This window comes from Anaerotignum propionicum DSM 1682 (assembly GCF_001561955.1).
In the GTDB taxonomy this organism is placed as follows: Bacteria; Bacillota; Clostridia; order Lachnospirales; family Anaerotignaceae; genus Chakrabartyella; species Chakrabartyella propionicum.
This window is the reverse complement of record NZ_CP014223.1, coordinates 430859-444441: the sequence shown is the minus strand read 5'-3', so window position 1 is coordinate 444441 and position 13583 is coordinate 430859. Positions and strand designations below refer to the sequence as shown.

9 protein-coding genes are annotated in these 13583 nt (G+C 40.2%); 2 read left to right on the top strand and 7 right to left on the bottom strand.

From position 1 onward, the window contains the following. The first annotated feature begins 128 nt into the window (after positions 1 to 128). A complete protein-coding gene (locus CPRO_RS02050) occupies positions 129 to 1172 on the top strand; it encodes a TlpA disulfide reductase family protein (RefSeq protein WP_066047308.1) in 1044 nt (347 codons plus the stop codon). A gap of 90 nt (positions 1173 to 1262) precedes the next feature. Further along, positions 1263 to 2549 (top strand): glycosyl hydrolase family 18 protein, encoded by a 1287-nt coding sequence (locus tag CPRO_RS02045; protein WP_066047305.1) that lies wholly within the window; start codon positions 1263 to 1265, stop codon positions 2547 to 2549. A gap of 139 nt (positions 2550 to 2688) precedes the next feature. Here the strand turns inward: CPRO_RS02045 and CPRO_RS02040 are convergent, their stop codons facing one another. From CPRO_RS02040 to obgE, 7 genes are all read right to left on the bottom strand, one after another. Next, positions 2689 to 3957 (bottom strand): HlyC/CorC family transporter, encoded by a 1269-nt coding sequence (locus CPRO_RS02040; RefSeq protein WP_066047302.1) that lies wholly within the window; start codon positions 3955 to 3957, stop codon positions 2689 to 2691. A gap of 97 nt (positions 3958 to 4054) precedes the next feature. Then, a complete protein-coding gene (locus CPRO_RS02035) occupies positions 4055 to 5962 on the bottom strand; it encodes an ABC-F family ATP-binding cassette domain-containing protein (RefSeq protein ID WP_066047299.1) in 1908 nt (635 codons plus the stop codon). A gap of 224 nt (positions 5963 to 6186) precedes the next feature. Next, the gene (lgt, locus tag CPRO_RS02030; protein ID WP_066053597.1) at positions 6187 to 7092 is read right to left on the bottom strand and encodes a prolipoprotein diacylglyceryl transferase; all 906 of its coding nucleotides are present in this window, start codon (positions 7090 to 7092) and stop codon (positions 6187 to 6189) included. Between the two features lie 417 nt (positions 7093 to 7509). After that, a complete protein-coding gene (yfmH, locus tag CPRO_RS02025; protein ID WP_066047296.1) occupies positions 7510 to 8757 on the bottom strand; it encodes an EF-P 5-aminopentanol modification-associated protein YfmH in 1248 nt (415 codons plus the stop codon). Next, on the bottom strand, positions 8744 to 10003 hold the full coding sequence (gene yfmF / locus CPRO_RS02020; protein WP_066047293.1) for an EF-P 5-aminopentanol modification-associated protein YfmF: 1260 nt from the start codon (positions 10001 to 10003) through the stop codon (positions 8744 to 8746). The genes yfmH and yfmF overlap by 14 nt, the downstream gene beginning before the upstream one ends. 392 nt (positions 10004 to 10395) lie before the next feature. Next, on the bottom strand, positions 10396 to 12093 hold the full coding sequence (locus CPRO_RS02015) for a GGDEF domain-containing protein (protein WP_066047289.1): 1698 nt from the start codon (positions 12091 to 12093) through the stop codon (positions 10396 to 10398). 151 nt (positions 12094 to 12244) lie between these two features. Next, entirely contained in the window at positions 12245 to 13522 is a 1278-nt protein-coding gene (gene obgE / locus CPRO_RS02010) for a GTPase ObgE (protein ID WP_066047285.1), read from the bottom strand. Positions 13523 to 13583 lie beyond the last annotated feature (61 nt).

Sequence of the window (13583 nt, the reverse complement as noted above, 5' to 3'; positions counted from 1 at the left end):
CATTCGTTTCAAAAGCCTGAACTTATTATAAAATCGGCTTTTTCATTTTAGCTGTGCTCAATAAAAACGCAAACACAAATAAGACAAAGGAAATTCGTTTTATTTTATAACTTTTAGGAGGAATCAAAATGAGAAAACAACTGACACTTTTCCTCGCGCTTATTTTATCCATGGGTATTCTAGGCGGATGCGGGAAAAAAGATTCTGCTCCCTCGGAAAATGGAAGCGAAGAGAAAAAAACAGACTACCGCTTCGAACAATGCGGCTTGGCATACAGCCTTCCTAAGGAATGGCTTGAGCGCAAAAACGTAAATTTAATCCCTGTTACCTTTGTAAAACCAGACGGAGAAATTTACGCCAAAATTGAGTATGACTTTACACCCGATGAAAATATGGATGAATTAAATAACCCGGATTCCAAAATCCCTGTGGATGAGTTGATGATTCCCGTTTTTACCCTTTTGGTTGTGAAAGAAGAAAATATAGAATCTCAAGGTGTAAAAGACGAACTGGCACACTTTAAAAACTGTGAGGAACTGCCAAAGCAAGAGAAGTTTCACTTCTACTATCTTACTGAGTATGTTGGCAGCACTCCCAGATTCTCTAAAGAATCCACCAAAACTTTTGAAACACTAAATTCGGAATTGCCAATGTTGCAAAAAACCATTGAAACCTTTGTGCCGGACGAAGCTTCCGTACAAACCCAAATAGAGGATAGTAAAGCATACCTTAATTTTATGTCTACCACCCTAACAGGTGATCCTATTACCAGCACGGTTTTTTATGATTATGATCTGACTGTTGTAAACTTCTGGGCATCCTATTGCTATCCAGATATCAACGAGTTAGCTACCTTGGAGTCTTTTTATAAGCAGCTTAAAGAAAAATATCCAAATATTAATTTCGTTCAAGTTGTAATCGACTTGCCTGGCGAAAAAGCAGAAAATACGGTCAAACAGGCATATAAAGAGGCTGGCGTAACCTTTACCACAATCATTCCTGACCAAGCTATGGCATCGTGGATTATCGATAATCTAAAAGGATTACCTACTACTTTCTTTGTAGATAACAAAGGTCGTCCTTTGGATACAAAAATCGAAGGTGTAAAAGATTTAGACTATTATTGGGAAACCACAGCAACTGCGTTGGAAAAAGCAAAAGCAGAAAATTAAAGGGCAGTACCTTTCCCTATCAAGAACGCATTTTATGAATGCGTTCTTTTTTTTGAATTTACTGCATAAACTATTAGCGGAGGTGGGCTGATGACAATCCATGTTGTAAGTGCCGGTGACACAATTTATTCTATCGCAGAGCAATATAACGTAAGTGTAAGGCTGATTATGGAGAATAACGGAATAGCCAATCCGAACCTATTAACTTTGGGGCAAGCTCTTCTGATTTTAGAACCGGATGTGACCTATCAGGTGGTACCCGGGGATAGCATATTTATCATTGCTGAAAGGTTTGGTGTTTCACCAAACGTGTTGCTGCAAAACAATCCACAGCTTGCCATAACAGACACGATTTATCCGGGCCAAACCATAATCATCTCTTTTAAGGAACCCCCTCAAGAGGAATATCTGGTGAATGGGTATGCGTATCCCTACATAAATGAGACTCTATTGAACCAAACCGTGCCTTATTTGTCGTTTCTCTCTGTCTTCTCCTATGGTTTTCATGCCGATGGGGAACTGATACCTCCAGATGATATGAACTTAATTTTGGCCGCAAGAGCCTTTGGTGCAGCGCCCATTTTAGTTTTAACACCCTTAGATGAAAACGGAAAATTCAGCAATCAGCTCATATCAGAAATGGTAAATAACCCCGAAGCAAGGGCAAATCTTATCTATAATCTTATGGTTGTAATGGGGCAAAAGTCCTATTTTGGCATAGATGTAGATTTCGAGTTTGTTCTGCCCACAGATAAAGAGGCCTTTATTACCTTTCTTTCTGAATTGCAAACAGCTATGAATGAAGTAGGATTTCGGGTTTTTGTTGCCCTTGCACCAAAAACTTCCTCAACACAGCCTGGGCTTCTTTATGCAGCCCATGATTATAAACGAATCGGAGAAATTGCAAATTATGTATTGCTGATGACCTACGAGTGGGGATATGCCTACGGTCCGCCTATGGCTGTAGCTCCATTAAATAAGGTGAAAGAGGTCTTAGATTATGCCGTTCAGGAAATTCCTCCGGAAAAAATCATCATGGGTATACCCAATTACGGCTATGATTGGACGCTGCCCTTTACTATGGGCGAAGGCAGAGCAGTAACCGTAGGAAATCAAGAGGCCGTACAAATGGCTATGGATATCCGCGCGGAGATTCTCTTTGATGAAATTGCTCAAAGTCCCTATTTCTTTTATACCAGTGAAGACGGTAGTGCCCACGTTGTATGGTTCGAGGATGCAAGAAGCATTGATGCAAAATTGCGTACCGTTACAGAATATGGCTTTAGCGGAGTAGGTTACTGGAATCTTATGCGTCCCTTTATACAAAATTGGATGCTAATCTCAAACGTATATGATATCAACAAATTTGGAATCTAAAGCTGCTTGTTTTATACCACAGCACCCTTGTCCTGAATTCTTTAAGCAAAATTCATCTAATTCTTTAAAAAGAAAAGCGATGACCCAGTGGGTTACCGCTTTTTTATGATTGAAGTTAAACCATTGCTTCTTAAGTTAATTACTCTAATTCAGGGGTTTGGTTTATATAAACACGCAATTTGGAAATTCTGTTTTTATCCATTTCTTCCACAACAAACTTTAAGCCATCGGACTCCAAAATCTCTCCACCTTCTGGGAAATTGCCTAGTATCATCAACACATATCCGGCTATGGTATCCACCTCATCGGACTCTAGGCGGCTACCCACCATTTTGTTGAATTCTTCTAAGCGAGTACCTCCGTCCACCACAAATTCATCCTCTTTAATGACCTCAATTTCATCCTGCTCGTCATCATATTCATCAGCAATTTCGCCCATAATTTCTTCTATAATATCTTCCATGGTTGCTAGGCCGGAGGTCCCGCCGTATTCATCCAAAACAATGGCAACTGCCAGATGATTTTGGCGCATCTCTGCAAAAAGCTCTGCAACAGGTTTCGTTTCATATGTGAAATAAGGCTCTCTCAAATATTTTTCTGCACAAAACTCATTTTTGTCTACAAAAAAAACATCCTTTACATAAAGAATTCCCACAATATCATCAATATCCTCGTCATAAACAGGGAAACGGGAAAAGCCTTCTTCATTTACCAATGCAACAAATTCCTCATAGCTTACATCACAAGAAACACTTACCATATCTGTTCTTGGGGTCATAACGTCTTTTGCCTTAGCATCCCCAAAGTTAAATATGTTGTTAATCATGATTCTTTCCTCTGACTCCAAAACACCCTCTTCGTGGCTGACATTCACAATAGTTTTCAGTTCAGCCTCTGTAATCGTAGGAAGCTTTTCATCAGGATTATGCCCAAACAAACGGGTCAACGAACTGGTTACCGCAGTTAGCACCACAACCACAGGGCGTAAAACGAAAACAACCACAGCAATCACATTAACCACAAGCAAAGCTATCTTTTCGGCCTGCTGCGCCGCAATGGTTTTAGGGGTAATTTCTCCGAAAATCAAAATAACAATCGTAATAAATGCCGTCGCAACAGTGGCACCACTGCCTGCATCTCCGTGAAACACCTGAATTGCCAAAGCAGTTGTCAAGGCAGATGCACCATTGTTTACCAAGTTGTTGCCTACAAGGATAGAGCTAAGCAATCGATTGGGATCATCCAAAAGTCTGCTGATTTTGTCAGCGTTCTTTATTTTTTCCTCCACCATATTACGAAGACGAATCCTGCTCAAAGAGGTTAACGCCGTTTCAGAGGCAGAAAAAAATGCAGAACAGCAAACTAAAAAAATCAAAAGCCCTATCAGGTACGGACTGGCACCGTCCACTAAAATCACACTCCATTTCAAAACAATAAACGAATTATCACATTTTTATAACTCAAAATACCACAAAACCCATCTGGCGTCCAGAGGAAAATATAGTTTAGCCTCGTTCTCCGCGATTTTTCTCTATTTCCTCCGCCAATTCTGTCAGTTCCATCCAGCGCTCCATTCTGCTTTCCAACTTAAGCTCTAACTCTTCTTTTTCCTGAGATAGCCTTTGCAGCTCTGTATAATCTGTGGTACAGCCTTCCATTGCTTTATTCATTAACCAAATTTTCTCTTCTATTTTTGCTATTTCAACCCCTATGGTATCATATTCACGTTGGTCTTTATAGCTCATCTTTGTGACAGGACTTTTTTCTTTCACAGCTTCTACTTTTTGAGGTTTAGCCAACTCCACTGTACTGGGCGCTTCTTTTTCTTTCGCCGCCTTGAAGTCGGAATAACCCCCTTCATATTGCTTAATTCTGCCATCACCAAGGAAAGCAAAAATACGATTCACCGTTTTATCCAAAAAATATCTGTCATGGGATACAGCAATAACTGCTCCCTGAAAATCTTGCAAATATTCCTCTAAAATCATTAGGGTTTCCAAATCCAAGTCATTGGTTGGCTCATCCAAAAAAAGAATGTTGGGTGCACCCATTAAAACCCTTGCAAGATAAAGCCTTCTTTTTTCCCCGCCGGAAAGCATGGAAATGGGTCCTCTTTGCATATCCGCAGGAAATAAGAATTTTTCGAGCATTTGAGACGCACTGATTCTTCCGTCCCCTGTCGGGATATACTCCGCCACCTCACGAATATAATCCAAAACCTTCACGGACTCATCCATACCTTCATTCTCTTGAGAGAAAATACCGATTTTTACAGTCTCCCCTCTCTGAACCATGCCGCTGTCTGGTTTAAGCTTCCCTATCATTATCTTTAATAATGTAGTTTTACCACAACCGTTGTCTCCCGTAATACCAATACGGTCATCCCGAAGGACAATATAGCTGAAGTCCTTAATATAAACTTTCCCATCATATGCCTTAGAGATATTTTCCAGTTCAATAGTCTTTTTTCCTAAGCGACTGCCAATAGAGGATAGAGAAACGTTCTGCTTTTCCTCCGGCGCCTTTATTGCAGATACTTCATCAAAACGCTGTAACCTTGCCTTTTGCTTTGTTGACCTTGCTTGGGCACCTCGGCATACCCATTCCAGCTCACTACGTAAAAAGTTTTGACGCTTTCGCTCCCCTGCAGACTCAAGCTCTTCTCGCTCTGCTTTCAGTTCTAAAAATTTGGTATAATTGCCTTGATAAGAATAAAGCTGTCCTTTATCCAACTCCAGCGTCCGATTGGCAACACGATCTAAAAAATATCTATCATGGGTTACCATCAGCAAAGCTTTTGCGTATTTCTCCAAATGCTTCTCCAGCCACTCCACTGTGTCATGGTCAATATGATTGGTTGGCTCGTCCAATATCAATAGCTCTACCGGTGCAATCAATGCCGCTGCCAACGCCACTCTTTTCTTCTGTCCTCCCGAAAGGGTATCCACTTTTTGCCCAAAATCTAAAATTCCAAGACGGGTCAAAATATTCTTGGCTTCGCTTTCCAAAGACCATGCCTCAGCCTTATCCATTTCCTCTGTCAGCCTTGCAGACAATGTTGCCATGTTTTTATCCTGGGGATTTGCATTCAACTGCTCTAAGGTCTCCTCGTATTCCCTGACCAAGGAAAGCTTTGGATTATCACCCGCAAAAACATGCTGTAAAATAGTAGTTCCCTGCATAAACTCAGGATTTTGAGAAAGATATGCAATTCTCATTCCGTTCATGGTAATCACTTCACCACTATCTGCGTGTCCAACACCTGCCACAATTTTTAACAATGTGGATTTTCCCGCACCATTGACACCAATAACGCCAATCTTATCCCCTTCATGGATACTAAATGAAATGTCATCAAAAATAACCCTTGTTCCGTAGCTTTTACGAATGTGCTCTGCAGTCAATAAAACCATTTTGCTTCCTCCAATATGTAAACCTCTGTCTAAGACTCCAGAGGCAAAAGTCCAACATCTAGCGTATCTAGGATGCTAAAATTCCAAGAGATATTCTCTGAAATTCATATTGTAATGGCTCTGCACCAAAAAGGGACTTTGTCCTCCTTTGTGGTTCCACTTGAAAACCAAGGTTTTCCAGCATTCCTAAAAGTTATTCAATCAATTCAAAGTAAAATAAACGATTAATCCTCTTGCTTTTCCTCATTCTCCACAGAGTTTTCGCCTTCCATAGATTTGAGTACAAGCTTTTCCTGCCGCCCCTTCCATACCAAAAAAGCTGCCGCCGCCACAATAAATATTGCGGATAGCACCTGAGAAACGGCAAACCCACCCCATCTCAACTGATCCGTACGCAACCCTTCAATCCAAACTCTGCCCAGGCCATAGCCAAGGAAGTACAACCCAGCTATTTCACCGTGAAATTTCTTCCTGCGGCTTACAAAAATCAATAGGGCAAGCACCCCTAAATTCCATAAAGACTCATACAAAAAAGTTGGATGCACCTGAATATATTCAACACCATTCACCATTTGTAATTGGCTCAATGTGTTATCTGAAATATCTCCAAGGCGTACCTGAGAAAGCTGATAGCGCATTGCAAATAAATTGTTAGTAAAATCACCGAAGGCCTCGCGGTTGAAAAAATTTCCCCAACGCCCCAATACCTGCCCTAAAACCAAGCTTGGCGCAGCAGTATCCGCTAACTGCCAAAAATTAATTTTTTTAATTTTGGAATACACTAACGCTGTTAATACGCCGCCGATAACCCCACCGTAAATAGCAAGACCGCCCTCCCGTGTGGCAAAAATCTTTATAAGGTTATCCTTGTAGTTATCCCAAGAAAAAGCAACGTAATATAATCTTGCACAAATAATAGCGAAAACCAATGCATATAGGGCAAAATCCAAATAGGTATCGGGGTCCTGACCCGTTCTTTTTGCTTCATGCATGGCTAGTAACAGCCCTAATAAAACTGCTGTGCCAATAAATATTCCGTACCAGTAAACCTCTTTTCCGAAAATTGTAAATGCAACTCTGTTTAGGTGATTTATTTCTATCCCCAAATGAGGGAACCATATTTCAGGCATAAGCCAACCTACCTTTCTCTTTCTACCAATAAAATATATATCATTGTTTGTCAACAAAAACAATACGCCTTTTATATCATTTTAACCATTTCTTCTCATTATTATAGTAGTGATATACAAGGTTTTCTGAAATGAAAACATAACGGTGAATTTTCTACTATATGTATTACTTATTGACCCGTTTAGAAAAAATCATACCACATTGAGCCCCGTAACTCAAGAATTCTTTCATAAAACCATATATCCTGCCTAAAATGCAATCCCACACAAGTACAATAGATTGTATGTAGTTATATATATAATAACCATAAAAAACACAGAAGTCTCAGTGGCTTCTGTGTTTCGGATGATAATAACTTCCTTTGAAAAAAGGGCAGTTCTTTAAGCTTTCTCCCATATTTGAAGTATTTTTCCTTCTTACCGTATTACGGAAAGAACCAACTTGTCTTTTGCAAAGGCCTTACATAGAAGCTGTTCAGCCTCACTCTTTTGCACCGTTTTTAAATAACGGAACACTTGTCCAGCCGAACAATCCGCCATAGCCCACTCAATTTGCCCCAGCACCATGCCAGATACCGACTGGCCTCGACGAATAAAGCGACCAATTTGCTTTTTGCAAATTCTACGGAAATCCTCTTCCGAAATTCCTTCTTGGCAAAGGGTCTCCAAATGCTTCAAAAGAAGTTCACTCACTTCTTTTCCTCTTTCACCCACGCCGGAGAAAGCGCAAAAGGCATAACCTTCACCGTTGAAATATGCATTCCCTAGGGGCTCATCCAAGTATTTTTTATAATATGCCTCCTGATAAAAAGCGCTGCTTTCACCGGCTAAAACCTCCAGCAAAATACTCATTAAAATACGCTGTTTTATCGGTTCCCTCTCTACAGGTGTCATTTTAAAACCAATCTGAAAAATTGGTCGACTAATGCCCAGCTTTCCTTCCACATAACTTTCTTTCACACTCTCCGGTTCTCTCTCAAAGAGCGGTTTCTCTCCCGGGTTTTTCTTTTTCATCATACCGGCAGCTTCAACAATTTTCGGCACCCGAATATTACCGGCGCAAATCAAACTGAAACGTTCCGGCGTATACATAAAATCATAGGCCTGCTGTAACACACGATGGTCAATTTTTTGCATTGCCTTTGCATCTCCGGCGATGGGAATGCGAATGGGATGATGGTGATACATAGCCTGCAATAGCTGATAATATACCCGCCAATCAGGGTTATCGTCATACATGGTAATCTCACTTTGTATGATACTTTTTTCCTGCTCTGTTTCTTCTTCTAAAAAATAAGGGTTTTGTACAAAGCTGAGTAACAACCTTAAGTTTTCGAAGAAGTTCTCCTGGCAACTAAAATAATAAACTGTTTTCTCAGCATCGGTAAAAGCATTGGCAGAAGCACCCTGTTTACTAAAGGTTGAAAAAGCATCTCCCCATTTTTGGCGAAACAACCTATGTTCAATAAAATGTGCCGTTCCTTCAGGAAAATGCAATGGCTTTTCTTGATTTTTTGCATTGCAGGCTAAAAAATTGGAACCCGCTTTCACCACAATTGCCGCCATTTTCTCTTCATAATCCGGCATAGGAAAAAAATAGCAATCCATTCCAGAGGATGTTTTTGCCCAAGCTGTCCCGTTTTTATCTTTATCATTTTCCCTCATCTTTTGCCACCTCCTGACCGCTTAACAAATAAATGGCTTTCAATACGGCTTTGTTTGCCATACGACTTACCTCTTCCGCAGTAACATTTCGAATACGGCGCAAAAACGGTTCAAGTCCCCGCTCTCCTTCACCCAAAACCTGCTCCACAGAAAAATCCGCCATTGCCCAAGGCTGATCCGCAATAGTACGATACTGCCTTAATAATGCAGTCTTTGCCTGCTCTAACTTTTTCTCTTCCACAACATCTTGTCCAAGTTTTTCCAACTCGTGGAGAATTCCCTTTGCAGACTTTTTAGCATCCTGCACATTAATTCCTGTTTGCACAAACAAAAGCCCCGTTAAAGGATAAGAAAAAGATTTAATGTCATAACAAAGGCCATCCCGCTCTCTTAGGTTTTGAAAAAGCAATGAGTCAGGATCCCCGCCAAATAGCTGATTCAGTACCAGCATTGTGCCATAACTTCGCTTGCCCCATTCTGCCTTGGTATCGAAGGCCAATAAAAGTCTTGCCTGCTCCATTGGTGTATTCTCTCTTACAAAAACAGGCTCCTGCCTAGTGGACTGTTCTACCTCTCTTAAGCTTTCCAAAGGCTCTCCACCTTGAAAAATTTTACGAAAAACAGTCAGCTTCCTTTTTTCTCCCTCATCACCGCAAAAGAATATTTTGACTGGTGCATGCTCTATGATTTTGCAATAATAATCATATAGTGTTTTCCCATCAATTTCATCCAAATCTTCTTCATAACCATCAGCAGAGATTTCAAGAGGTGTTCCCTTTGCCGCCTCTTGTAGGCATCGTCTGCGGGCGTAGTCTTGTTTGTCATCTTTTAGTGCTGCCAACTTTCTCGCCATTATTTCCTTCCGCCGATTTACAACGGCTTCGGGGAACCCAAGATGATCCACTAGGGGTTCTGATGAAAGTGCCTTTAAAAATCCAATTGACTCCTCTGTATCAACTGCCTTTGCCGTTTCCAATGAAAAAACCAAAAGCTGTTTTTCCCCTTTTTTCACAATAGAAATATCCCACAGAGCACCATACATTTCTTCTGCAGCAGTAGCAATTCTGCGAGCATCAGGATAAGCCTTGCTGCCCTCTCGTAATACCTCTGCCAACAATGCAGTTTTTGTGGCAGTTTCACGTCTTAAAGGTAACTCAAAAAAAAGTAAAAACAAATTCGTTTTAAACTTTTTGCCATCCAACCAAAAAATTCTGCATCTTGGCGTATTTCTCTCCAAGGAATACATTTTATCACCTCATTTACTTCATTTTGGATTATTGTTTCCCAAAGAAGTAAAAAAAACTCTATGCAAGTTCAGATTTCTTATTCGTGAGATATGAATTTTTACCAATTTATTATTCTAAGATTTTCACATTTTATTTTTTTAAAATTAAACATGCAATCTGTCCAGAAGCAACCTCAAATATCAGACCACTCTTAATAGAAAAGAAGTGTCGACTATGTCGACACTTTTGCTATTAAATAAAGTGAAATCCTTCTGAATTCATAATAACACCATAAAATCTGTTTCATAGAACTTTTTCTTTGCATGCTTACCAAACATGCCTATCAAATGAGCAAGTATCACCGAGGTTTGTATTAAACCAAATGGCTAGCTCTGACGACAACCATTTTCCATCAGAGAATCTCCTGAGAGCTTCTTTTGTTTAACTTCTTTTGATAATATTGAATTTTGTTTTTATACATGATTTGATCTGCTTCCTGCATCAAATGATGAACGATTTCTTTTGTAACCTTGACATCCCGCGCTGTTTGGCTGCCGCAGGAAATAGAAATAGGCCCATGTTCAAAATTCTTCCATTTCTCAGTAGCCTTCTGCATCCTTTGTTGACACTCCTCATTACTCAGCTCTGTCTGAGTCATCAATACAACAAATTCATCTCCACCCAAGCGATACCATGCATCCTTTTCCTCCGGAAATGCCTCCTTGATGCTTTTTGCCGCCTCGCATAGAAGTCTATCTCCCGCACCATGACCACTTTTATCGTTTACAGGCTTAAGCCCATTCACATCCATTAAAATCACCGTTAAATTTTTACAAACAGCGCCTCTCTCTTCTAAGCTCTCAATACATTTCTCCAAGGCTACTCGATTGGGCAAATGGGTTAAAACGTCTCTTAGAGCCAACTCCTTATACACCCGATTTTCAATCTCAACCTCAACATAGCATAGAACCTTTTTCGCGCAAATCCAAACAATAATAATGATAAAAGCCAAAACACCATATCGAAAAAATCTGGCATTGTCCAGAGGTGCAAAAAAGAAAAATCGCAACACATCCATCATATAAAAGCTTAAAAATACAATTGTAGCAATCAAAAATCCGGCAGTATAGTAACATTTTTCCTTTGTATATTCTCCAATAGAAATTCCAATCAAAGCAAAGATTGTGAATAGAAGAAGAATATATGTAATGGACATCATCTGAATATATTGATATTTACCCCAAAAATTCAATATATTTTGAAACAAAAAGTTAAAGGTGGCTACCCCCGCCAATCGATACAAAAATTTTTTATAGCGTACCAGAACATCGCTATAAAAAATAGGTATCATAATGGGTAATAGCATGAAAGAATTAAAAGAAAGATAAGCTAATAAAATATCATTGCCAACGCACAAATGAACTACTTCACAGTTTGCGATTGACCAAATACTGCTTAGTACCATCAGAAGGGAAGTATGTGCTAGTATCTCAACCTTTTCTCCCTTCCCCATTTTTTCTCTAAGAAACATTGCTATACACAGTATGGTAAAAAAAAGCATTATCCCCGAAAAAACCAAAGAGGATAGCCCAGCCCGCAAGGATTCTAACATCAAACCGGACTCTGTCCCCATAAAAAAACTGGGGAGGTGCAGACCCATCGTTTTCATGGGGGATTGAAAAGCGACCTTCATTTCCTGTCCTGCATCCTTTTCCTCTAAATCCACAATGCAAAGAACATTGGTGTTCATCCGCCGCCCCTGATCAGGAAGTAGTCCGTGATAAGTGTAACGTTCTTCACCATTGATTTTGACTTGAACATCTTGAAATCTATTTTCAAAGGCCAAAATAGAATTATCATTTATTTTCTCCGGCAGCTGTCGAAAAATCATTGCAGCGTCAGACGCCATTACAAATTCCTTGGGTAACTCTTCTATGGGATATATAACCTCTCCAAGCTTAAGCGTCCATCCCTCTTTCAGCTCTGACAACTCACCCCGCTTCGATTGGCTTGACCCATAACGAAAAAACCCAACTGCGTCAACGCATACAAAAATAAGCACCGTTATCTCTACCATATAAAGTATGTATAATAATATTTTTTTACACATGAGTAACTCTCCTTATCATCATACCTTCATTATATATGGTTTCCTTATAAAATGCTTAAAAACCGGGTAATTTCCTTTGAAAACATTCCTTTCTTTATCGACAAAAAAACCCCAGAGAAGCCTAAGCTCCTCATAGGGTTTTCAATAAATCTTATTTCCAGAATTCAAACTCTAAATCATAAATACGAACAGTCTCGCCTTGTTCAATTCCCTTTTCCTCCAAGGCTTCGATGATGCCCTTTTCCTTTAAATATTTCTGGAAGAAAGCAAAACCTTTTTCCGTATCAATGTTGGTATAGCCAATCATCTTTTCTACACCAACACCTGTTACCACAAAGTAGCCATCCTCCACCTCCTCGATGGTAAAAGGATCAACATCTACAGCAACCTCATCGTATTCTTCATAATCCTCGGCAAAAATAATATCCTCGGGATAATCCTTTAAAATCATGGCAACAGCTGACAAAAGCTCATCCAATCCTTTGTTCGTTGCCGCAGAGATGGGGTACACCTTGTAACCTTCTTTTTCATAAGTTTCCTTCAAGCGCACCACATTTTCCGCCGCTTCCGGAATATCCGTCTTATTCGCTGCAATCACCTGGGGACGCTTTAATAATTCCGGATTATATTCTTCCAACTCGTGATTGATTTTGCGAATATTTTCAACGGGATCATCCCCTTCTACTCCAGCCGCATCCACAACATGGATAAAGACCTTGGTTCTTTCCACATGGCGCAAAAATTCATGGCCTAAGCCCACACCCTCGCTGGCACCCTCAACCAAACCTGGAATATCTGCCAAAACAAAGCTATCGCCAAATCTGCCCTGCACGACACCCAAATTTGGAGAAAGGGTTGTAAAATGATAGTTAGCAATTTTGGGGTTTGCATTTGTTACCATAGAAAGCAGTGTAGATTTGCCTACGTTGGGGAAACCAATCAGTCCAACATCCGCAATCAATTTTAATTCTAAAATAACGTCGTATTCCTTTGCAATACGACCTCTCTCCGCATATCTTGGTGCTTGTCTGGTGGGGGTTGCAAAATGCTGATTACCCTTTCCACCCTTTCCGCCGAAAATCAGGGTCTTTTCTTCCCCTGCTTTGCTGATATCCGCCATAACCTTACCACTTTCAGCTTCACGGATTACAGTACCCACGGGCACCCGAACAATAATATCCTGACCATCTTTACCGAAGCAGTTTCGTTTTTCACCATCGCCGCCATTTTGGGCTTTAAAAACCCTTTTATAACGAAAATCAACCAGGGTATTCATACCTTCGTCGCCCACAAAAATGACACTGCCGCCTTTACCGCCATCACCACCATCGGGACCACCATGTGTAATGTATTTGGCTCTATAAAAAGAAACCATACCATTGCCGCCGTTTCCACCCTTAATATGAATTTTGACTCTATCTACAAACATTTTTTCACCTCTTTATGAATTACCTCAAACTGTATGTTCCAAGGATTTGTCTCTCCATACT